The organism is Rhizobium sp. BK538, assembly GCF_014197575.1.
GTDB lineage: Bacteria > Pseudomonadota > Alphaproteobacteria > Rhizobiales > Rhizobiaceae > Rhizobium.
In genome coordinates this window covers 184114-203704 of the sequence record NZ_JACIFT010000003.1, presented here as the reverse complement: position 1 = coordinate 203704, position 19591 = coordinate 184114, and the positions used below count along the sequence as shown (strand labels likewise).

25 protein-coding genes are annotated in these 19591 nt (G+C 61.6%); 19 read left to right on the top strand and 6 right to left on the bottom strand.

The genetic code is table 11. The features are described 5' to 3' along the window. The first annotated feature begins 24 nt into the window (after window positions 1–24). Both FHX09_RS05085 and FHX09_RS05080 read left to right on the top strand, forming a co-directional pair. Window positions 25–789: a sulfite exporter TauE/SafE family protein gene (locus FHX09_RS05085; RefSeq protein ID WP_184449370.1), complete on the top strand. Its 765-nt coding sequence runs from the start codon at window positions 25–27 to the stop codon at window positions 787–789. 68 nt (window positions 790–857) lie between these two features. Then, window positions 858–1118, top strand: coding sequence for a metalloregulator ArsR/SmtB family transcription factor (locus FHX09_RS05080; RefSeq protein ID WP_007802507.1), 261 nt, complete (start codon window positions 858–860; stop codon window positions 1116–1118). A gap of 154 nt (window positions 1119–1272) precedes the next feature. On the opposite strand, the gene FHX09_RS05075 is transcribed toward FHX09_RS05080, so the two are convergent. Beyond that, window positions 1273–1446 (bottom strand): DUF465 domain-containing protein, encoded by a 174-nt coding sequence (locus FHX09_RS05075; RefSeq protein ID WP_007802505.1) that lies wholly within the window; start codon window positions 1444–1446, stop codon window positions 1273–1275. 229 nt (window positions 1447–1675) lie between these two features. Here FHX09_RS05075 and FHX09_RS05070 point away from each other — a divergent pair, with 229 nt between their 5' ends. The 8 genes from FHX09_RS05070 (at window position 1676) to FHX09_RS05035 (ending at window position 8625) form a co-directional block, all read left to right on the top strand. Further along, entirely contained in the window at window positions 1676–1879 is a 204-nt protein-coding gene (locus FHX09_RS05070) for a DUF465 domain-containing protein (protein WP_007527435.1), read from the top strand. Window positions 1880–1895: 16 nt separating this feature from the next. Then, a complete protein-coding gene (purE, locus tag FHX09_RS05065) occupies window positions 1896–2390 on the top strand; it encodes a 5-(carboxyamino)imidazole ribonucleotide mutase (RefSeq protein ID WP_007802503.1) in 495 nt (164 codons plus the stop codon). Beyond that, complete coding sequence (locus FHX09_RS05060; RefSeq protein ID WP_132589198.1) at window positions 2387–3463, top strand: 5-(carboxyamino)imidazole ribonucleotide synthase; 1077 nt, start codon at window positions 2387–2389, stop codon at window positions 3461–3463. Before purE ends, FHX09_RS05060 begins: the two co-directional genes overlap by 4 nt. Window positions 3464–3627: 164 nt before the next feature. Continuing rightward, a complete protein-coding gene (gene ykgO / locus FHX09_RS05055) occupies window positions 3628–3753 on the top strand; it encodes a type B 50S ribosomal protein L36 (protein ID WP_003566454.1) in 126 nt (41 codons plus the stop codon). Window positions 3754–3856: 103 nt separating this feature from the next. Continuing rightward, window positions 3857–4471 (top strand): hypothetical protein, encoded by a 615-nt coding sequence (locus FHX09_RS05050; protein ID WP_184449368.1) that lies wholly within the window; start codon window positions 3857–3859, stop codon window positions 4469–4471. A gap of 64 nt (window positions 4472–4535) precedes the next feature. Further along, a complete protein-coding gene (locus tag FHX09_RS05045) occupies window positions 4536–5600 on the top strand; it encodes an alpha/beta hydrolase (RefSeq protein WP_184449367.1) in 1065 nt (354 codons plus the stop codon). A 105-nt stretch (window positions 5601–5705) separates the two neighbouring features. Then, on the top strand, window positions 5706–7445 hold the full coding sequence (ggt, locus tag FHX09_RS05040) for a gamma-glutamyltransferase (protein ID WP_184449365.1): 1740 nt from the start codon (window positions 5706–5708) through the stop codon (window positions 7443–7445). 205 nt (window positions 7446–7650) lie between these two features. Beyond that, window positions 7651–8625 carry a threonine/serine dehydratase gene (locus FHX09_RS05035; protein WP_132589195.1) on the top strand — a complete coding sequence of 325 codons (975 nt, stop codon included), beginning with the start codon at window positions 7651–7653 and terminating at the stop codon, window positions 8623–8625. A 30-nt stretch (window positions 8626–8655) separates the two neighbouring features. Here FHX09_RS05035 and FHX09_RS05030 read toward each other — a convergent pair whose 3' ends face one another. Next, window positions 8656–9453 carry an SDR family oxidoreductase gene (locus FHX09_RS05030; protein WP_184449363.1) on the bottom strand — a complete coding sequence of 266 codons (798 nt, stop codon included), beginning with the start codon at window positions 9451–9453 and terminating at the stop codon, window positions 8656–8658. A gap of 118 nt (window positions 9454–9571) precedes the next feature. On the opposite strand from FHX09_RS05030, the gene FHX09_RS05025 reads away from it, so the two are divergent. Next, window positions 9572–10516 carry a GlxA family transcriptional regulator gene (locus FHX09_RS05025; RefSeq protein ID WP_183719480.1) on the top strand — a complete coding sequence of 315 codons (945 nt, stop codon included), beginning with the start codon at window positions 9572–9574 and terminating at the stop codon, window positions 10514–10516. Here the strand turns inward: FHX09_RS05025 and FHX09_RS05020 are convergent. After that, entirely contained in the window at window positions 10507–11436 is a 930-nt protein-coding gene (locus tag FHX09_RS05020) for a LysR substrate-binding domain-containing protein (RefSeq protein ID WP_132589192.1), read from the bottom strand. The two genes, FHX09_RS05025 and FHX09_RS05020, sit on opposite strands and share 10 nt — an antisense overlap. 108 nt (window positions 11437–11544) lie before the next feature. On the opposite strand from FHX09_RS05020, the gene FHX09_RS05015 reads away from it, so the two are divergent. From FHX09_RS05015 to FHX09_RS05005, 3 genes are read left to right on the top strand one after another with little or no spacing between them, the layout of a single operon-like run. After that, window positions 11545–11964 carry a tautomerase family protein gene (locus FHX09_RS05015; protein WP_132589191.1) on the top strand — a complete coding sequence of 140 codons (420 nt, stop codon included), beginning with the start codon at window positions 11545–11547 and terminating at the stop codon, window positions 11962–11964. Then, window positions 11961–12350, top strand: coding sequence for a cupin domain-containing protein (locus tag FHX09_RS05010; protein ID WP_132589190.1), 390 nt, complete (start codon window positions 11961–11963; stop codon window positions 12348–12350). Before FHX09_RS05015 ends, FHX09_RS05010 begins: the two co-directional genes overlap by 4 nt. An 8-nt stretch (window positions 12351–12358) precedes the next feature. After that, on the top strand, window positions 12359–12910 hold the full coding sequence (locus FHX09_RS05005; RefSeq protein ID WP_184449361.1) for a DUF4865 family protein: 552 nt from the start codon (window positions 12359–12361) through the stop codon (window positions 12908–12910). 1 nt (window position 12911) lies between these two features. Here FHX09_RS05005 and FHX09_RS05000 read toward each other — a convergent pair whose 3' ends face one another. The 3 genes from FHX09_RS05000 to FHX09_RS04990 form a co-directional block, all read right to left on the bottom strand. After that, complete coding sequence (locus tag FHX09_RS05000; protein WP_132589188.1) at window positions 12912–13547, bottom strand: LysE family translocator; 636 nt, start codon at window positions 13545–13547, stop codon at window positions 12912–12914. A 135-nt stretch (window positions 13548–13682) separates the two neighbouring features. After that, entirely contained in the window at window positions 13683–15122 is a 1440-nt protein-coding gene (gene pyk, locus FHX09_RS04995; RefSeq protein WP_132589187.1) for a pyruvate kinase, read from the bottom strand. Beyond that, window positions 15122–15607 (bottom strand): DUF1036 domain-containing protein, encoded by a 486-nt coding sequence (locus tag FHX09_RS04990; protein WP_007802470.1) that lies wholly within the window; start codon window positions 15605–15607, stop codon window positions 15122–15124. The genes pyk and FHX09_RS04990 overlap by 1 nt, the downstream gene beginning before the upstream one ends. Before the next feature lie 200 nt (window positions 15608–15807). On the opposite strand from FHX09_RS04990, the gene FHX09_RS04985 reads away from it, so the two are divergent. The 5 genes from FHX09_RS04985 to FHX09_RS04965 all read left to right on the top strand — a co-directional run bounded on the left by FHX09_RS04985 (window position 15808) and on the right by FHX09_RS04965 (window position 19380). Further along, window positions 15808–16599: an N-formylglutamate amidohydrolase gene (locus FHX09_RS04985; protein WP_184449359.1), complete on the top strand. Its 792-nt coding sequence runs from the start codon at window positions 15808–15810 to the stop codon at window positions 16597–16599. A gap of 11 nt (window positions 16600–16610) precedes the next feature. Further along, entirely contained in the window at window positions 16611–16916 is a 306-nt protein-coding gene (locus FHX09_RS04980) for a DUF1244 domain-containing protein (protein WP_132589185.1), read from the top strand. Window positions 16917–17005: 89 nt separating this feature from the next. After that, window positions 17006–17269 carry a DUF2312 domain-containing protein gene (locus FHX09_RS04975; protein ID WP_007527482.1) on the top strand — a complete coding sequence of 88 codons (264 nt, stop codon included), beginning with the start codon at window positions 17006–17008 and terminating at the stop codon, window positions 17267–17269. A gap of 282 nt (window positions 17270–17551) precedes the next feature. After that, window positions 17552–18169, top strand: coding sequence for an ANTAR domain-containing response regulator (locus tag FHX09_RS04970; protein WP_037084447.1), 618 nt, complete (start codon window positions 17552–17554; stop codon window positions 18167–18169). Continuing rightward, window positions 18166–19380 (top strand): CmpA/NrtA family ABC transporter substrate-binding protein, encoded by a 1215-nt coding sequence (locus FHX09_RS04965; protein WP_132589184.1) that lies wholly within the window; start codon window positions 18166–18168, stop codon window positions 19378–19380. Before FHX09_RS04970 ends, FHX09_RS04965 begins: the two co-directional genes overlap by 4 nt. Window positions 19381–19591 lie beyond the last annotated feature (211 nt).

Genomic DNA, 19591 nt, shown 5'->3' with positions numbered 1-19591 from the left:
GGCAAGGGGAGGATTTTCAAAAGCATGCCGATGGAACTGTCATTTTACTACGCCGCCGTTCCCGCTGTCATCTTGGTCGGACTTGCGAAAGGCGGAATGGGCGACGCACTGTCGCTGATCGGGCTGCCCTTTCTCGCTCTCGTCGTCTCGCCCGTCCAGGCGGCAGCGATCCTGCTGCCGATCCTCATCTTCATGGACATGATCTCGCTGATGATCTGGCGCAAGCACGGCGACTGGACAACCCTGAAGATAATGCTGCCGGGAGCATTGTTCGGCATCGCGCTCGGCTGGGCGACGTCGGCGCTCGTTCCCGGCAACGTGCTTCGCGTCGTCATCGGCGTCGTCACCGTCCTCTTTTGCCTTCGCTATTTCTGGAACAACTACGGCCCCGGTGCCGGAAAGCACACGCCGCCCCACGAGCAACGGCCGCTGCTTGCGACAATCTGGGGAAGCCTGTCCGGCTATGGCAGTTTCGTCGCGCACGCAGGCGGGGCACCCTTCCAAATCTACGCCCTGCCGCTGCAGATGCAACCGCGCGAATATACCGGCACCAGCGTCCGCTTCTTCGCAATCCTCAACGCCGTCAAGCTCGTCCCCTACTTCGCGCTCGGCCAGCTCGACACACAGAACCTTGCCACCTCGGCCACGCTTCTGCCGTTTGCACCGCTTGCGACGATCGCCGGTGCCTGGTGCGTACGTCGCATGAGGCCCGCCATCTTCTATCCTTTCATGTATGCCATGGCCCTGATTGCCGCCGTGCTGATAGCCAAGGAAGGCTTGGGATTCTGACAATTTTGGGTTTCGTTGCGCCGCACAATTTCCTTGCCCGATTGCGCCGATTGACGTAGCTTTTCGCCATGTCGAACACGGATCCCTTCACTGCGATAGCCGATCCCCACCGGCGCTTCCTGCTGGAAGAACTTCGACGTGCGCCAAAGACCGTGAACGAGCTGGCCGAAGGGCTCCCCATCAGCCGCCCAGCCGTCTCCCAGCACCTCAAGGCGCTGCTGGATTGCAATCTGGTTTCGGTCACCGCAGAGGGCACGCGACGCATCTACGCGGTCAACAATCGCGGCTTCGACAGGCTCAATCTCTGGCTCGACCAGTTCTGGGCTTAGCCCGACCGCTCAAATGAAAGACGCCGGCTCGCGACTTTCCGTCGGAACCGGCGTCATAATCGCCTGTCGAACACGAACTACTCTAAGCTTTTGATGAAATTGGAGTTTCGCCCTCCTCGCCTAGGGCCGCGCTCGATGATTTATTGCATCCTACTCAATGGAAGGATGATTTAAGGCGCTCAATCTCGTCCTTGATCCGCAATTTTCTGCGTTTGCACTCAGCTACTTCATTATCGTTTCGGGAGGGGGATATCATAAGCGAATGCAACTCCTCCTCGAGAGCAACATGCTTTTTCTGGAGTGACTCAAGATGAGCTTGAACAGTCATTTGACCCTTCCTTCCTCTTACCTCTCCCCGGCCAACACCGCCGGAGATCCAAGGCGTCAACCTTTCGACTGTGACATATTTTTGAAGCCTTGTCGAAGGTGAAAACAAGGAGAACACGTGGCAAAATCATGACGAACAGCCGCTAGCCGTTACCTCGATTTGGTGATAGGAGCTTGCGGAAATCATCGGCAGAACGGACGATGTCCGAAGACGGTTATGGGGAATGCATATGGCCGATCAGGAACAGGCGGAAATCAGGCTCATGGTCGCAAGACTGCGCCAGGAGCACGAGGACTACGATGCGGCCATCAACGCCATGATTGCCACCGGATGCGACGCATTGCGCATCCAGCGCATGAAGAAGAAGAAACTGGTCATCAAGGACAAGCTGACGAAGCTTGAGGACCAGATCATCCCTGACATCATCGCCTGAAGGGAATGCCGTGACGATGACAGACAGACCACCCGTTGCCATCATCATGGGAAGCCAGTCCGATTGGGAGACCATGAAAAACGCCGCCGATACGCTGGAGGCGCTCGAAATTCCCTATGACGCGCGCATCATATCAGCCCATCGCACGCCGGATCGCCTGGTGAACTTCGCCAAGACCGCCCGCGACGAAGGTTTCAAGGTGATCATTGCAGGCGCCGGCGGCGCGGCCCACCTGCCCGGCATGGCCGCGGCCATGACACCGCTTCCCGTTTTCGGCGTCCCGGTTCAATCCAAGGCGCTGTCCGGTCAGGACAGTCTTCTTTCCATCGTTCAGATGCCGGGCGGCATCCCGGTCGGGACACTTGCCATCGGCAAGGCCGGCGCAATCAACGCCGCCCTTCTGGCCGCTGCAGTTCTGGCATTGTCGGACGAGGACATTGCCGAGCGGCTCGACGACTGGCGCGAGCGCCAGAGCGCGGCCGTTGCCGAATATCCGATGGACGACCTATGACCGTAAGAACGATTGGCATCATCGGCGGCGGTCAGCTCGGTCGCATGCTTGCCATGGCCGCAGCACGACTGAACTTCCGCACCGTCGTCCTGGAACCGCAGGCCGGCTGTCCGGCCGCACAGGTTGCCAACGAACAGATCACAGCGGCCTATGACGACGCTGCAGCGCTCGCAGAACTGGCAAAGGCTTGCGACGTCGTCACATACGAGTTCGAGAACGTCCCCGTTTCGGCTGCCGAGACGCTGGCGAACAATGTCCCAGTCTACCCGCCCCCGAAAGCATTGGAAGCCGCGCAGGACCGACTCGTCGAGAAGCGCTTCATCAATGATTGCGGCATCCTCACCGCAAGATTTCACGCCGTCGACAGTCAGGCCAATCTCGAGGCTGCTCTGGCGGACTTCGGCGGCCAGGGCGTCCTCAAGACCCGCCGCCTTGGCTATGACGGCAAGGGACAGAAAGTGTTTCGCTCCGCAGCCGATACGCCGGACGGCGCCTTTGCAGCGCTCGGCGGCGTACCGCTCATTCTCGAGAGCTTCGTCCACTTCGAACGCGAGATCTCGATCATCGCGGCGCGCGCAACCGACGGCACCGTTGTCTGCTACGACCCTGCCGAAAATGTTCACCGCGATGGCATCCTGCATTCCTCGACGGTGCCCGCGTCCATCTCGGCGGAAACTGCAGCTTCCGCTCGCGAAGCCGCTGAGAAGATTCTGGCGGCGCTCGGCTATGTCGGTGTCATCGGCATCGAATTCTTCGTACTCGCCGACGGCAGCCCGATCGCCAATGAAATGGCGCCCCGTGTCCACAACTCCGGTCACTGGACGGAAGCCGCCTGCGTCATCTCGCAATTCGAGCAGCATATCCGCGCGGTTGCAGGCCTGCCCCTCGGCAATACCGACCGCCACTCGGACTGCGTGATGCAGAACCTGATCGGCGACGATATTCTGGCGCTCCCGGACTGGCTGCGGCGGACGGACACGCTGGTTCACCTCTACGGCAAGACGGAATCGCGTCCCGGCCGCAAGATGGGGCACGTCACCACATTGACCGCAAAATTGCCGGCTTTTCCCTGACAAAAGCCGCTTCGGCCATGGGAAAAACACCGTCATGTGGTTGACACAGGCAAGTCGCCGGGTTATCTGCACGCCCAACCTGAAGAGCGCGCCCCGAGCGCGCTTTTGAATGTAATAGATACGGGCGAATGTGAATTCCCCCTCAAACATCGCGGATCAAAACAATGAAGATCAAGAATTCGCTCAAGTCGCTCAAGGCTCGTCATCGTGACAACCGCCTGGTTCGCCGCAAGGGCCGCATCTACATCATCAACAAGCTGAACCCGCGCTTCAAGGCTCGCCAGGGCTGATATAGCGCGCCTGGACGGCTTCGTGGCATTTGCCCATGACTGCCCAGGGATTGCCGCGGCAATCAAATCAAATTGCTTTGATCTTCGGCGATGGCGGGCTAGTATGCGCGCCATGCGCTTTTTTGCTATGACTTGCGCGGCGCTGCCGCTGTCCCTTGCCCTGCTCGCTACCGTTTTTCCCGCCGCCGCCGCGGAAAAGGAAGTCATCGTCGAGCAGCCGGACGCAAACCTTACACCCAAGCAGCATCTGGATCAGCTCCATGCGCAGCTGAAGCGCGAACGCGATCCGGACAAGGCAAGCAGTATCGCCGACGAAATCCGCACCGTCTGGAACGACTCGGGGAGTGCTACCGTCAACCTCCTGATGCAATGGGCCGACAAAGCGATCCAGGAGAAGCGCACCGCTGCCGCCCTCGACTTTCTCGATCAGGCTATCGCCCTCAAGCCGGACTACGCCGAAAGCTGGAATCGCCGGGCCACGCTCAACTACGCCAATGACAGCTATCGCAAGTCGATGTCCGACATCGAGCATGTGCTCGACCTCGAGCCACGGCACTTCGGCGCACTCTCCGGCATGGCGGCCATTCTAACCGAAACGGGAAATGACCAGTTGGCCCTGAAGGCCTGGGAGCGTTTCCTGGAGATCTATCCGGCCAATCGAAGCGCCCAGGAACAGATGAACACACTCTCCGAAAAGCTGGCCGGCAGCCGCACCTGATCTTGACGGTGAACCACGCGGCCCAATCTTACGTATCGGTTACGTGATTTCAGCAGATATTGCCATGCTTGCCGAAGCTTCCGCTTTTCTTGCCCCTGTCGTCGCCGCCATCGGCTACTCCTCCTATAAGAGGCGGCAATTTGAGGCCAGCTACCCGAACATCGGCCAACTCACGGATATCGGCGGCTACCGGCTGAACGCCGTTCACGTCCCTCGCCCCAAGACCGCCGATCTGCCCCCGCTCGTGTTCATCCATGGCGCGGCCGGCAATCTGCTTGATCAGGTCGGCGCCTTCCTGCAGCCCCTGGAAGGCCGTGCGGAAATGCTGTTCGTCGACCGGCCGGGGCACGGCTACTCGGAGCGCGGCGGCCCGGAGAATGCCCTGCCCTCCGGGCAGGCGGATGCGATCGCAAAACTCATGGAACAGCGCGGGATCAAGCGGGCGATTGTCGTCGGCCATTCCTTCGGCGGCGCCATTGCGGCCGCCTTCGGAGTCCGGCATCCAGATATGACCGAGGGGCTGCTCTTTCTCGCCCCGGCGACGCATCCTTGGCCTGGCGGCATCGACTGGTACTATCATCTCGCGGTGATGCCCATCCTCGGTTGGCTCTTCAATCACGCCGTTGTCGTGCCGCTCGGCTTGCGACGGTTGGAGCAGGCGACGATGAATGTCTTCCGTCCTAATCCGCGCCCTGAAGACTATATAGCCAGAACAGGCCCCACGCTCGTGCTGCGCCCGCAAGCTTTTTACAATAACGCCATCGATTGCATACGCCTGCTCGACTATCTCAAGGCACATTCCCCGCAATATTCTAAGATCACCGCCCCGACCGTCATCATCACCGGCGACAGCGATGCCATCGTTTGGGAGCACCTTCATTCGCAAGGACTGGCCCGTGACATCGCCGGCTCCGAGTTGGTGAGGATCCGTGGCCTCGGCCACAAGCCGGACTATGTCGTCACCGATGTCGCCATTGCCGCGATGGAGAAGATCGGCGGGGCGGTTTGCGATCTCCAAGCTGCCGCACGCCAGGCCGAACGTCGCCTGGCGCATGAAGGGCCCGCATTGCCGCCAGACCTTGCCGCACCCTTCGGCGGACTGACGCCACCCATGGCAACGGGAAACTGACGTTTCCGCGAAACCCGGACCGAACACACTTTAGCAGACGGCCGTGCATTGCCTAGCGCTCGCCGCGTCCCATATCCATCGCACCGTCATGCTTTGAGGGAAGCCATGGATCACCCCCACATCAGACTATTTGCCGTCGTCGCCGCGCTGTCACTCGCTCTTGCACCGCCGACGCTCGCTGCCTCGCCCACGCCCGTTGAGGCCGAGCACGGCATGGTTGTAACCGCCCAGCACCTGGCAACCGATGTCGGCGTCGATGTGCTGAAGAGCGGCGGCAATGCTGTCGATGCCGCAGTCGCCGTCGGCTACGCGCTCGCCGTCGTTTATCCGACGGCCGGCAATATCGGCGGCGGTGGCTTCATGACAATCCGCCTGAAAGACGGCAAGACGACATTTCTTGATTTCCGCGAGCGCGCGCCGCTGGCAGCCACCAAGACGATGTATCTCGATGCCAAGGGCGATATCGTCCCTCGTGCCAGCCTCGACGGCTATCTCGCCGTCGGCGTACCCGGCTCCGTGATGGGCTTCGAAATGGCGCGCGAGAAATACGGCACGAAGTCGCGGCAGGATCTCTTGGCGCCGGCGATTCGCTACGCCAAGGAAGGCTTCACGCTGGAACAGGGCGACGTGGCCAGCATCGCCGGCAGCGCCAAGCGGCTCGGTAAGGACGAGGCGGCAGCAAAAATCTTCCTGAAGGCGGAGGGAAAGCCCTATGCCATCGGCGAAAAGCTCGCGCAACCCGACCTTGCCGCCGTTCTTTCCAACATCGCCGACAAAGGACCTGACGCCTTCTACAAGGGCATGCCGGCCGACGCGATCGTCAAGGCGAGCCAGGCGAAAGGCGGCATTCTCGCAAAGGAGGATTTCGAGCAGTACGCGGTGCGTGAATTGAAACCGGTCGAATGCAGCTACCGCGGCTACGACATCATCTCCTCGCCTCCCCCCTCGTCGGGCGGCGTCATTATCTGCGAAATCCTCAATGTGCTGGAAGACTACCCGCTGTCCTTCCTGGGTTACGGCTCGGCAGAGACAGTTCACCTGATGGTCGAGGCCATGCGCTATGCCTATGTCGACCGCAACGCCGCGCTTGGTGATCCCGATTTCGTCGAGAACCCGGTGTCGGCATTGCTCGACAAGAGCTACGCCAAGGCGATCCGTGCCAAGATCGATCCCTACAAATCAGGCGCTTCAGCCAACTTGAGGCCGCTGGGCGCCAAGGAAAGCGTCGAGACCACGCATTATTCGATCATAGACGATGAAGGAAACGCCGTCGCCGTCACCTACACGCTGAACGGATCCTTCGGCGCCGGCGTTGTGGCTCCCGGCACCGGCATCCTTCTCAACAACGAGATGGACGACTTCACCTCAAAGCCCGGCGTTCCGAACCTCTATGGGCTCGTGCAGGGCGAAGCCAACGCGATCGCACCGAAGAAGACGCCGCTCTCCTCCATGAGCCCGACGATCGTCACCAAGAACGGCAAGCCCTTCATGGTGATCGGCAGCCCCGGCGGCTCACGCATCATCACCATCACCCTCGAGGCGATTTTGAACGTCATCGATTTCGGCATGGACATCAGCCAGGCGGTCAACGCTCCGCGCATCCATCACCAGTGGCAGCCGGACAAGATCTATCTCGAGCCCTACACGCTCTCGCCCGATACGATCCGGGCATTGATCGCGATGGGCCATACGCTGGATGACGGCAGCGGCCCGCCGCAATGGGGACAGGCCGCCGGTATCCTTGTCGGGGGCAAAAGCCTCGCCGATATCGAGAAAGGCGGCGGCGCGCGCTATTATGGCGCGATGGACAGCCGCGCCACCGAGGGTTCCGCCAGCGGCTACTGATCACCGGATACGCGCATGGACGCCACCTCCGAAATCCAGCTCCGCCTGCAACGACTGAGCATTGATGCTGATCGTCTCGTCCTGCCGGATCGTGTCGTAGCGCGATACACGGCCTACACTTTTCGTGTCACGGTGACAAAGTCACCGTTCACAAGCGTCGCGTGTGGTCCTATGCATGGGCGTACCATCATTCGAAAGAGTCTCCATGACCAGCATTGAAATGATCGTTGCCGCCCGCGCCCGCCTGCGCGGACATGCGCGCCGCACGCCGCTACTCTCCTCTCCCTTCATCGACGAGCTTGCCGGACGGCGAGTGTTCGTGAAGGCCGAGTGCCTGCAGCATACCGGCTCCTTCAAATTCCGCGGCGGCTGGTCGGCCGTTTCCGCGCTCGATCCTGCCGTGCGCGCACGCGGCGTCATCGCTTTTTCGTCAGGAAATCACGCGCAGGGTGTTGCGCTCGCCGCGAAGCTGCATGGCATCCCTTCAGTGATCGTCATGCCCTCCGATGCGCCGAAACTGAAGATCGCCAACACCCGTGCGCTCGGTGCCGAAGTCGTGCTCTACGATCGCGCCACACAGGACCGCGACGCGATTGGCGCAGAGCTTTCGGCCGCACGTGGACTGACTCTGATCAAGCCCTTCGACGAGCCCCAGGTGATCGCCGGCCAAGGCACGGCGGGTCTCGAGATTGCAGAACAGGCGGAAGAGGAAGGCATCAAGTCGGCCGAGGTGTTGATCCCCTGCGGCGGCGGTGGCCTGTCATCGGGGATCGCGCTTGCGCTCGAGGCAAGCGCGCCTGCGTTTCGCGTGCGCCCCTGCGAGCCAGATGGCTTCGACGATTTCACGCGGTCGCTTGCCTCGGGCAAGATCGAGCGCAACGCAGCGATGACCGGCTCCATCTGCGATGCGATCATCACCCCGCAGCCCGGCAACATCACCTTCCCGATCCTGCAGCGCCTCGCGGGCGCCGGCGTCGTCGTCACTGACGAGGAGGCGCTCCGTGCCATGGCGCTCGCCTTTGTACGACTGAAGATCGTCGTTGAACCGGGCGGCGCGGTGGCGCTTGCCGCAGCCCTGTTCCATGGCGATCAGCTGGAAGAAGACAACGTGATCGTGGTTACCTCGGGCGGCAACGTCGATGCCGAGATATTCGCGGACGCGCTGGCGCGGCATGGATAGAGGCAGGACAAGCCTGCCTCACCGCTTTCCTCACGCAGCCTTGTAGCGCGTAGCCGGTGCCGACCGTGACAGGTTCGGCATCAGCGCCCGGCGTGCATCCTCGTAGGCCTTCAGCAGTCCGGCATCTTCGAGGGCTGGGATGGTCGCGAATTCGCCTTGGTCGAAGCCGATAAGAGCCGCATCCACCATGTCTTCCGCCTGCATGACGATCTCGGTCGGCAGGTGCTCGACCGGCGTGCCGGCGATGCCCCAGAATTCGGTCGCCGTTGCTCCCGGCAGCACGGCCTGGATGCGGATGTTCTTGTCCGCCAACTCATGCTTCAGCGACTGGCTGAAGGTAAGAACGAAGGCCTTGCTGGCCCCATAGACGCCGTTCAGGATTTCGGGCGCGATCGCGACGATCGAGGCGATGTTGATGATCGCACCGCCGCCACGCGCCACAAAACCAGGCACGGCTGCATAGGTCAGCCGCATCAACGCTGTGACGTTGAGATCGACCATCGCCTGCATCTTGTCGACATCGGAGGCCAGCAGCGGCGCGGTGCCGCCGAAACCGGCATTGTTGATGAGAAGCGTGATGCTGCGGTCCGTCTTCAGCACGCCCTCGACACGCGCCAGATCGACTTGGTTGCCGAGATCGGCGGGGAGCGTCTCGACCGTCCTACCCGTTTCATTGGTCAATTTCGTTGCAAGGTCGGACAGGCGTTCGGCGTTGCGGGCAACAAGAATGAGGTCATAACCACGCGTCGCAAGTCGATGGGCATAGATGGCGCCGATTCCTGACGATGCGCCTGTAACGAGAGCCGTGCCCTTGTGATGATCGGTCATAGTCGTTCTCCATGTCGAGCAACAGCACCTGCTGTCTGCTTGCAAGGAGTCATACGCCCGATTGCCAATGTCTTGAATGTCATATAGACCTCCTTTTAGGACAAACGGAGTTTTGAGCATGCAGCGCATCGCGGTCCTTCTCTTCCCCGGCTTCCAGATGATGAGCCTTGCGGCGATCTCGGCTTTCGAGTTCACCAACCTCGAACTCGACGAACAGGTCTACGACATCTCCTACCTCTCGCAGACAGGAGGACCGGTGCCGGGCTCCTTCGGGGTGACTGTCGAGACGACGCGCTTCGACGATCCTGCCTTCGATACGCTGCTGGTGTCAGGTGCCGTCGGCATCAAACTGCCGACCCCCGGCGAAAGCGACTTCATCCGCAGCGCGCTTGCCGCCTCCCGCCGCGTGGCATCGATCTGCACCGGCGCCTTCCTGCTGGCCGAGGCGGGTGTTCTGGACGGTCGCCGCGCCACGACGCATTGGCTTCTCGCCCGCGAGTTGCAATCGCGCTATCCCAGGATCAAGATCGAGGAAGACCGCATCTTCATCATCGACGGCTCCGTCTGGAGTTCGGCCGGCATGACGGCCGGAGTGGATCTGGCGCTTGCCATGGTCGAGAAGGATCATGGCGCCGAGGTTGCCCGCGCTGTTGCCCGCAAGCTCGTCGTCTACCACCGCCGCGCCGGCGGCCAGTCGCAATTCTCTGCGTTGTTGGAACTGGAACCGAAATCGGACCGGATTCAGAAGGCGCTTGTCCACGCGCGCAGCAACCTGAAGAACGCGCTCTCCGTCGAGGAGCTGGCGGAAGCGGCGCACCTCAGCCCCCGCCAGTTCAGCCGAACGTTCCGGGCCGAGACCGGGCAATCGCCGGCAAAGGCGGTGGAGAACCTGCGCCTCGAGGCCGCGCGGCTGATGATGGAACAGGGCCGGCATCCGATCGATGTCGTTGCCGCCGAAACGGGCTTTGCCGACCGCGAGAGGATGCGCCGCGCCTTCCTGCGCGCCTTCGGTCAGCCGCCGCAGGCGATCCGCCGCAACGCGCGGCGCGAATATCAGGCGTAGGCTCGCGCGGCCGGGCGGACGGCCTGCGGCACGACATCGGCGACGGCCTCGCCGACTGATTGAAGCATGATTGACGCAAGCCGGGCCGCCGCTGGCCCGGGCTCCGCCTCGGCACGATGCAGGACAAGACCGAGCGACGGGAGCTCCGGCAAGCTGGCCTCCTTCGCAACAAGTGGCCTGACCTTCCGGGGCAGTCCGATCGGCGTCCGGATGGTAATGCCGAGGCCTGCGGCCGTCGCCGCCCACAATCCACCAAGGCTCGGGCTGACGAAGGAAAGGCGCCAGGAAATGCCAGCTTCATCGAGCGCCTTCGTTGCCGCGGTGCGCAACAGGCACGGGGCCTCCAGCGAGGCAAGCGGCAGCGGCTCGCCGCTGCCGAGGCTCCAGTCGATCGTCCCTTCCGCCGGTCCGATCCAACGCATCGGGACGTCGGCGATCTTGTCGCAATGTGGCGTCAGCGTGCCATCGCTCCATGCCAGCGCCAGATCGAGCTTTCCCGAGGTGACGCGCTCGATCAGTTCGACATTGCGCACAACCCGTGCCTCGATGCGGACCTTCGGATGCGCACGTGCGAAACGGCCGAGTACATCGGGCAGCAGGGTCTCGCCAAAATCCTCCTGCAATCCGAGCCGCACCCAGCCCTCGAGCTCTATGCTCTGTACGGCGGCAGCCGCCTCGTCATTGAGCTCGAGCAGCCGACGCGCATAGGCCAGCATCGTCTCGCCGGCATCTGTGAGCGCAAGGCCGCGCCCGGCCTTGCGGAAGATCGGCGTTCCTGCCTGTTCCTCCAGCTTCTTCAACTGGGCGCTGACGGCCGAGGTCGAGCGGCCGAGCCGGTCGGCCGCTCTCGCGAAGTTGCCAAGCTCCATTCCGGTCGCAAAGGTCCTCAGCACATCGAGATCGAAGATCGTCCGTCGCAACTAAACAGTCCCGTATTTGTGGATAACTGATCCATAAAATTCCGATTTTATGCATTATCGTGACGTGCGATGCTCCTCCTGTCAAGAACTCACTGAGAGGAGGCTGTCATGCCTTTCGTTCGTATCTCTCTCCTGCGTGGCAAGTCGCCGGAGTACCTTCGCGCCGTTTCGGACAGCATACATCGCGCCATGGTCGAGACGTTCAACGTGCCGGCGACCGACCGCTTCCAGGCTATTCATCAGCATGAAGAGGGCGAACTGATCTTCGATCGCAACTATCTCGCCGGGCCTCGCTCCGACGACTTCGTGCTTTTCGCAATCACCGCGGGGAAGCCTCGCTCGACGGAGGCCCGCCAGACGTTCTTCAAGCGCGCCGCCGAGCTTCTCGGACAGTCGCCCGGCATCCGGCCGGAAGACGTCATGATCGTCGTCACCACCACATCGCCGGATGAGTGGTCGTTCGGCGATGGAAAGGCGCAGATGAGCGAACCGGGCCGGGAAGCCAGCGCATTCGGGAGTGCAGCATGACGGGCAATCCCGAACGCATGACGATCCGCCGGCCAGGGAATGCCGTTCGCTCGCCTGTCGGCAGCGCCACTGCGCCGTTCTGGGTGGAGATGCTGCTGGAGGGAGCAGCCGATGGCGAGAACACGGCGATGCGGGCGAGCCTCGATACCGGTACGATCACCCGCTGGCACGCGCATCCGCGCGGGCAGCTGCTCTATATTCTATCCGGCAAGGGCCTGGCGCAGCGCGATGGCGGCGCGATCGAGGAGTTGCGGACCGCAGACGCCGTCTGGTTCGCCGCCGGCGAGAAGCACCGGCACGGTGCCGGACCCGACAGCCCGTTCAGCTATCTCAGCATCCAGGCCGCCGAAGCCGGCCGCTTCGTCGACTGGCTTGAGCCGGTGTAGGTTCTCCCATGATGGCGATGCAATACAGGTTCACCCTGCCGGCCGATTATGACATGTCGATCATCGACCGGCGCATCCGCGACAAGGGGCCGATGCTGGACGGATCTCCCGGCCTCGGTTTCAAGGCCTATCTCAGCGCTCGCAAGGGCGAGTTCGGATCCCGCGAAAACCTCTATGCACCCTTCTATCTCTGGCAGCAGCCGTATGGTGCTAGCGACTTTCTCACCGGACCCGGCTTCGAAGGACTGACACAGTCCTTCGGCTGGCCCCGCGTGAAGACTTGGATCATATGGCACGCCGAAACCGCACCCGCGTTGGCAGATGCTAAATTCGCTGCCGAGGAGGTGATCGCCATCGAGCCCTATTCCGCGCTCGCCGACATCAGAGACGAGGAAGCCAGACGGGCGCAACGCCAAGCACGACAGGCTGACGTCCTCGCCTCGGTTTCAGCCTTCGAGCCGACCAGGTGGACGCTGGTGCGCTTCAGCCTGCAGCGATCGGCTCCGCTCATTGCAGGCTCAAGCCAGATCTATCGGGTCGGGCACGTTTCCCTGCCCTAAGTCACACCGTCGCCCGACGATAGAGCGCGAGCGAACCAGCCAGCGCAAGCAGCGCGCCGCCACAGGCACGTTCAAGCCAAAGCGCTGCCTTCGTCTTGAGGAAGCGGACGGCCTGCGCGCCGAACACGGCATAGGCAAGCATGATGATGAAATCGAGGGAGGCGAACACCAGTGCGAGCACGGCATATTGCGCCGCCTGCGGGCTGGTCGGATCGATGAACTGTGGCAGGAAGGCCGAAAAGAAGAGGTAGCCCTTCGGATTGGTGACCGCGACCATGAAGCTCTTCAGGGCGATCGAAGCCGGCGTTCCGCCCGCCGCCACCGCCCCCTGCTTCGAGGCGGCATCGATCGTACCTTTCGACCGCAGCATCATGATGCCGAGAAAAGCCAGATAGGCGGCGCCGACATATTTGAGCGCCGAGAACCAGAATTCCGACGCCGCCAACAGCGCGCCGAGACCGATCGCAACGGCCCCGATCAGTACAAAATCCGAGAGCACCGCTCCAACCATGCCGGCGGCGGCACGCCTGACGCCGTAACGCGAACCATTGGTCATCGCCAGAAGCACCGTTGGTCCCGGCGTGGCGATGCCAACGAAGGAAACGGCTGCGAACGCAAGAAGCGTGACTGTCTGCATGATGCCCTCCCAATCTCGGCACGGGAGACTTGCATGCGCATGCGCCACACGCAAGGGAGCATCGCGTGGACCAAAAACAGAAAGCCCGCCGCTTGTGTCCGGCGACGGGCTTTCGTTCAACCCCTAGGGAAAGTCTCAGACGCCGCTCTGGCCGTCGGAGCCGATATAGGCGATACGCAGCATGTTGGTCGCGCCAGGCGTTCCGAGCGGCACGCCGGCCGAGATGATGATCCGGTCGCCCGGCTTGCCGAAGCCTTCATCGGCGACGATACGGCAGGCGCGGTTGACCATGTCGTCGAGGTCGGTTGCGTCATGCGTGACAACGCAGTGCAGGCCCCAGACGATGGCCAGCCGGCGTGCGGTCTGGATAACGGGCGACAGCGCCAGGATCGGCACCTGCGGGCGCTCGCGGGAGGCGCGCAGACCCGTTGTGCCTGATGAGGTGTAACAGACGATGGCCGACAGACGCAGCGTCTCGGCGATCTGGCGGGCGGCGAGCGAAATCGCGTCGGCGCCGGTTGCCTCGGGCTGGGCGCGCTGCGCATAGATGATGCCCGGATAGTGCGGCTCGCGCTCGATGGCGCTGGCGATCGACGCCATCGTCGCGACCGCTTCGACAGGATAGTCACCGGACGCGGATTCGGCCGACAGCATGACCGCATCGGCGCCTTCGAAGACGGCGGTCGCAACGTCGGACACTTCGGCGCGCGTCGGAACCGGCGCGGAGATCATCGATTCCAGCATCTGCGTCGCGACGACAACCGGCTTACCGGAGCGACGGCAGGCGCGGATCAGCTGCTTCTGGATGCCCGGCACGGATTCGAGCGGCATTTCGACGCCAAGATCGCCACGAGCAACCATCAGCGCGTCGGAAAGCTCGATGATTTCCTCGATGCGCTCGATCGCCTGCGGCTTTTCGATCTTCGACATGATGCCGACGCGGCCGCGTGCGATCTTGCGCACTTCGGCCAGATCTTCCGGGCGCTGCACGAAGGAAAGCGCGACCCAGTCGACGTCGTCGGTTTCGAGAACGGCTGCGAGGTCAGTACGATCCTTGTCCGTCAGAACGCCGACGGTGAGCAGCGTGTCGGGAAGGCTGACGCCCTTTCGGTCGGAGATCTTCGTGCCTGAAATAACCGTCGTGACGATGCTCTTGCCGTCGCACTTTTCAGCGCGCAGTGCGAGCTTGCCGTCATCGATCAGCAGCCGGTGGCCGGGCTGCACCGATTCCAGGATTTCCGGGTGCGGCAGGAATACACGGCTGGCGTCGCCGGGAACATCCTTGTTGTCGAGCGTAAACGTGTCGCCCGGCTTCAAATCGACCTTGCCTTCGGCAAACTTGCCGACGCGCAGCTTCGGACCCTGCAGATCGGCGAGAATGCCGATCGGCCGGCCCGAACGCGCCTCGACGGCGCGGATGCGCTTGATCAGTGTGCGCATAACGTCATGGCTGGCGTGGCTCATGTTGATGCGGAAGACATCCGCACCGGCCTGGTGCAGCTTCTCGATCATCGATTCCTCGGACGAGGCGGGTCCGAGCGTGGCGAGGATTTTAATTTTGCGGTTACGCTTCATCAATTCGGGCTTTCTTGCGTGCCGGGGGTATCGGAAAGTTGAACCATCCAGCTGCCCTGGCGGCCCGTGTCATATTCCTTGAACCCCATCTTCTGATAGCCACGGGCATAACAATCATTGACACCCGTGATCTTGAACTCGTTTTCCGCCACGCACATCTGCACGTCACCCGTCCATCGGCCTCCCCGAGCGGCGTCTTCGGCGTAGAGATAGTAATATCGCGACTGCAACTCGCCTTCGATCAGCGTCGCGCAAGTCGTCGCCGGCACCTGCCACCAGCCTTCCGTCATCCAGCCATCCTTGGCTCGATACCCGATCGCCACGCCCACCAGATTCTGCGTTCCGTTGCACACGCGGAAATCGGCGCGGGCTACATCAGCAATAAAAAACGGCGAGAAAGCCGCGAGAACAAACAATGCAAAACGGGCAAGCGGCCCGGAACGCGTAAGGAAACTTGGCGCGGTCTGAATCAACACGACTTCCAATGGGCTCCCGGTTATTTCTTTAGGTGTGCCTTCTTGCGCTGCCTCCCGGCGAATGTCAACGCAATGCTAATCGATTATATTCCGGATCTTCAACCGTACTTGGACCGGGCTGCAGCCTTTGCTTGTCGAGCGCGCTTGAACCAGCCCATGGCCCGTGCGATCAGAGGCAGCCCCACAATCTGCGATCGGCCATTTCCTTCATGAGCACTTTCAAAGCATTCGAACTATTAGCCGGCGATCATCACAAAGGCATGGTGCTGCTCGGCGATCACGCGAGGAACCGATTGCCCGAGCGCTATGGCAGGCTTGGCTTGCCGGACAGTGCATTCGAGCGCCATATTGCCTATGACATCGGCATTGAAGGACTCGTAAGGAACTTGTCGGCGAAGCTCGGCGTGCCGGCCGTGCTGGGCGGCTTTTCACGGTTGCTGATTGATCCCAATCGTGGCGAGGACGACCCGACACTGATCATGAAGATATCAGACGGCGCGATCGTTCCGGGCAATCATCCGATCACCGCTGAGGAGTGGAATTACCGGGTCGAAACGTTCCACCGGCCTTATCACAAAGCCGTCAGCGAAACGATCGACAGGGTAGCGAACAAGACAGGCAAGGCCCCGCTCGTTCTGTCTCTTCACTCCTATACGCCGGTCTGGAAAATCTTTCCCCGCCCCTGGCACGCAGCGGTTCTGTGGGATACCGATCATCGCGCAGTCGCTCCCCTGCTTGATATGCTGCGCAGCGATCCCGATCTCGTGGTGGGTGACAACGAACCTTACGATGGCGCACTGAAGGGTGACACGATGTATCGGCATTGCATGCTGACCGGCATCCCGCACGCGCTGCTCGAGGTGCGCCAGGATCTGATCGGCGACGAGCCCGGCATTGCCGCATGGGCAAAGCGTCTCGCGCCGATTTTCGAGACAATGAACGCCAATCCAGCACTGCACGAGTATAATGTCCACATGTCGCGCACCGGTCCGTACGAATGAAGGAGACCAAAATGGCCGCCCTGACCAAGCAACAACAGACCGAATTCGAGGCTGCAGCCTTTCGCCGCCTCGTGGCGCATCTGCGCGAACGAGGCGATGTGCAGAACATCGATCTGATGAATCTGGCCGGCTTCTGCCGCAACTGCCTGTCCAACTGGTACCGCGAGGCGGCCGAGGCCGAAGGGGTTCCGCTGTCAAAGGACGAATCGCGCGAAATCGTCTATGGCATGCCATATGAAGATTGGAAGAACCTTCACCAGAACGACGCCTCGGCGGAGCAAAAAGCCGCTTTTGAACTGAACAAGCCGCACAAATAAATCTCTGGCGGCTGAATCGGCTTGACCCCGGACACGCTTCGCGGCAGTCAACGCCATCCGAATTTCCCACCCTCTATCAGGAGAACACGATGTCTGATGCTCATGGCGTCGCCCGCGACCAGCTCCGCGCTTTTGTGGAGCGCATTGAACGCTTGGAAGAAGAAAAGAAGACCATCGCCGACGACATCAAGGACGTCTACGGCGAAGCAAAAGGCATGGGCTTCGATACCAAGATCCTCAAGAAGGTCGTTGCGCTCCGCAAGAAGGACGAGCAGGAACGCATGGAAGAGGACGCAATCCTCGACACTTATCTGCACGCGCTCGGCATGATCGAGGCGCCGCCGGAAGGCTGATTTCTGCGCACTTTCTCAAAAGCCGCCGATCCATCGGCGGCTTTCTTGTTTTGGGCGCCGAAGGCAATTCGGCGACGCCAGAACGAAGCCCATTAAATAGGCATACTAAAAACTGCTTGATTTTGAGGCGCCATTCGCGCATTCAATGGCCGCACGACGGGCACACCAGAAGCCTCAGAGCCACAGGGCAGCGCAACGACAGCATGGCACCTTCCCCGATACCGACACCGGCGCTATCTGAACTAACGCGCGTCCCGGATCTCAGTGAACGGCGGTAGACCTGTGGCCAACCGTTCTTCCAAGCCCAGCGACCTCAACGTCCTCGTCATCGACGAGAACAGCATCCGCGCGTCGATCATCGAGGTCGGCCTGCGCGAAGCGGGCTATGACAATGTCACCATCATCGACGACATGAATGGCCTTGCGAGGCGCATCATGGAGATCAACCCCGATGTCATCGTCATCGACATCGAGAACCCGAACCGCGACATGCTGGAAAGCATCTTCCAGATTTCGCGCGCGGTAAAACGCCCCATTGCGATGTTCGTCGACAAGTCGGACGAAGCCTCCATCGAGGCGGCGGTCGAGGCTGGTGTTTCCGCCTATATCGTCGATGGCCTCAAGCAGGAACGGGTGCGCCCGATCCTGAAGATGGCGATCAGCCGCTTCAATGCCTTCTCGCGCCTGAACCGCGAGCTGGAGGAGACGCGCGGCGAACTGGAAAACCGCAAGCTTATCGACCGGGCGAAGGGATTGCTGATGCGATCCCGCGGCCTGACGGAGGACGAAGCTTATGCGCTCATGCGGCGAACGGCCATGAACCAGAACAGGAAGATCGTCGAGATCGCCCAAAGCCTGATTACCGCTGCAAGCCTTCTGGATCCGGGAACCGACGCATGACGAGCACACATCAGATTACCGCCGGCTTTCTGCCGCTTCTCGACAGCGCCATACTGGTCGCGGCCAAGGAAAAGGGCTTTGCACAGGCACAGGAAATCGAGCTGGCGCTCGTGCGTGAACGCTCTTGGGCGACGATTCGCGACCGACTTGCGGTCAGCCATTTCGACGTGGCGCATATTCTCGCCCCCATGCCGATCGCCTGCAATCTGGGACTGACCGCACCGGCCCCGCGCATGATCGTACCGATGGCCCTTGGACTTGGCGGCAATGCCGTGACTGTCTCTGCCGGTCTATGGAGCGAGATGGCCGAATGCGGCGCCTCGCCCGATCTCGATGCGCGCTCCAGCGGCCTTGCCTTGAAGCAGGTCATCGATCGCCGCAAAGGAGACCGGCTCCGCTTCGGCGTCGTCCACCCCTACTCGGGCCATAACTACGAACTGCGCTACTGGCTGTCTGCGAGCGGCATCGATCCCGATCGGCAAGTGGAGATCGGCATCTTGCCTCCCCCTGACATGGCGGATGCCCTGACGGCCGGCCTCATCGACGGCTATTGCGCAGGCGAACCTTGGAATACACTTGGCGTGCTCAACAATGGCGCGCATCTGGCGACGGCCAAGGCGGCCATCTGGAAATCGAGCCCGGAAAAGGTGCTCGGCGTCAACAGCCGTTGGGCCGATGGCCATCCCAAGGCCTTGGCTGCCCTTCTGCAAGCGCTCTACAAGGCCTCCCTCTGGTGCGCGGACGCCGCCAACCACCTGGAGCTTGCCGATCTGCTGGCGAGGCCCGCCTATGTGAACCGGCCTGCTGAAGACCTGCTGCCCGCATTGACCGGCCTTCTGCATACCGGCGGGGGCGAGATCCGGAACGTAAAGGACTTCTTCGTCCCCAATGCCAAGGCCGCGACATTCCCATGGAAAAGCCACGCCCTGTGGTTTTACACGCAGATGGTTCGCTGGGGGCACATCGAACATACGGCGCAGCATCAGCAGATCGCCAATGACACCTACAGGCCGGATATCTACCGAAACGCGCTGCGGACGTTGAACGTCGCCATGCCGGCCGCAAGCTCCAAGGTGGAAGGCGCGCTTCGCACCGAAACGCCCGTCGGATCCAGCGGCGCGCTGACGCTCGGGCCGGATGGCTTCTTCGACGGTAACCTGTTCGATCCCGATGACGTGGATGGCTACATTGCGGCTCAGAGCCGATCCTAACCGCGCGCTTATTTTATGCGCATTGCACAATTTTTAGATCCGCTGCTGCATATGCGCTGATGCCGAGATGCCGTCCCGATTTGCGGTATCGATTTTAATCTTTAAAAAACAAACACTTGAATAAACTGGCACGGCTCTTGCTTTGCTATGGGCAGGCCACGAGGCCACGAATTCGGCGTCCAACGACGGGCGCTCACAGCAAAGCCGCTGA

What these genes read in the sequence shown, in the direction of transcription:
- FHX09_RS05085 (WP_184449370.1), top strand. Translation starts at nt 25, where the DNA reads ATGCCGATGGAACTGTCATTTTACTACGCCGCCGTTCCCGCTGTCATC.
- FHX09_RS05080 (WP_007802507.1), top strand. Translation starts at nt 858, where the DNA reads ATGTCGAACACGGATCCCTTCACTGCGATAGCCGATCCCCACCGGCGC.
- FHX09_RS05075 (WP_007802505.1), bottom strand. Translation starts at nt 1,446, where the DNA reads ATGACTGTTCAAGCTCATCTTGAGTCACTCCAGAAAAAGCATGTTGCT.
- FHX09_RS05070 (WP_007527435.1), top strand. Translation starts at nt 1,676, where the DNA reads ATGGCCGATCAGGAACAGGCGGAAATCAGGCTCATGGTCGCAAGACTG.
- purE (WP_007802503.1), top strand. Translation starts at nt 1,896, where the DNA reads ATGACAGACAGACCACCCGTTGCCATCATCATGGGAAGCCAGTCCGAT.
- FHX09_RS05060 (WP_132589198.1), top strand. Translation starts at nt 2,387, where the DNA reads ATGACCGTAAGAACGATTGGCATCATCGGCGGCGGTCAGCTCGGTCGC.
- ykgO (WP_003566454.1), top strand. Translation starts at nt 3,628, where the DNA reads ATGAAGATCAAGAATTCGCTCAAGTCGCTCAAGGCTCGTCATCGTGAC.
- FHX09_RS05050 (WP_184449368.1), top strand. Translation starts at nt 3,857, where the DNA reads ATGCGCGCCATGCGCTTTTTTGCTATGACTTGCGCGGCGCTGCCGCTG.
- FHX09_RS05045 (WP_184449367.1), top strand. Translation starts at nt 4,536, where the DNA reads ATGCTTGCCGAAGCTTCCGCTTTTCTTGCCCCTGTCGTCGCCGCCATC.
- ggt (WP_184449365.1), top strand. Translation starts at nt 5,706, where the DNA reads ATGGATCACCCCCACATCAGACTATTTGCCGTCGTCGCCGCGCTGTCA.
- FHX09_RS05035 (WP_132589195.1), top strand. Translation starts at nt 7,651, where the DNA reads ATGACCAGCATTGAAATGATCGTTGCCGCCCGCGCCCGCCTGCGCGGA.
- FHX09_RS05030 (WP_184449363.1), bottom strand. Translation starts at nt 9,453, where the DNA reads ATGACCGATCATCACAAGGGCACGGCTCTCGTTACAGGCGCATCGTCA.
- FHX09_RS05025 (WP_183719480.1), top strand. Translation starts at nt 9,572, where the DNA reads ATGCAGCGCATCGCGGTCCTTCTCTTCCCCGGCTTCCAGATGATGAGC.
- FHX09_RS05015 (WP_132589191.1), top strand. Translation starts at nt 11,545, where the DNA reads ATGCCTTTCGTTCGTATCTCTCTCCTGCGTGGCAAGTCGCCGGAGTAC.
- FHX09_RS05010 (WP_132589190.1), top strand. Translation starts at nt 11,961, where the DNA reads ATGACGGGCAATCCCGAACGCATGACGATCCGCCGGCCAGGGAATGCC.
- FHX09_RS05005 (WP_184449361.1), top strand. Translation starts at nt 12,359, where the DNA reads ATGATGGCGATGCAATACAGGTTCACCCTGCCGGCCGATTATGACATG.
- FHX09_RS05000 (WP_132589188.1), bottom strand. Translation starts at nt 13,547, where the DNA reads ATGCAGACAGTCACGCTTCTTGCGTTCGCAGCCGTTTCCTTCGTTGGC.
- pyk (WP_132589187.1), bottom strand. Translation starts at nt 15,122, where the DNA reads ATGAAGCGTAACCGCAAAATTAAAATCCTCGCCACGCTCGGACCCGCC.
- FHX09_RS04985 (WP_184449359.1), top strand. Translation starts at nt 15,808, where the DNA reads ATGAGCACTTTCAAAGCATTCGAACTATTAGCCGGCGATCATCACAAA.
- FHX09_RS04980 (WP_132589185.1), top strand. Translation starts at nt 16,611, where the DNA reads ATGGCCGCCCTGACCAAGCAACAACAGACCGAATTCGAGGCTGCAGCC.
- FHX09_RS04975 (WP_007527482.1), top strand. Translation starts at nt 17,006, where the DNA reads ATGTCTGATGCTCATGGCGTCGCCCGCGACCAGCTCCGCGCTTTTGTG.
- FHX09_RS04965 (WP_132589184.1), top strand. Translation starts at nt 18,166, where the DNA reads ATGACGAGCACACATCAGATTACCGCCGGCTTTCTGCCGCTTCTCGAC.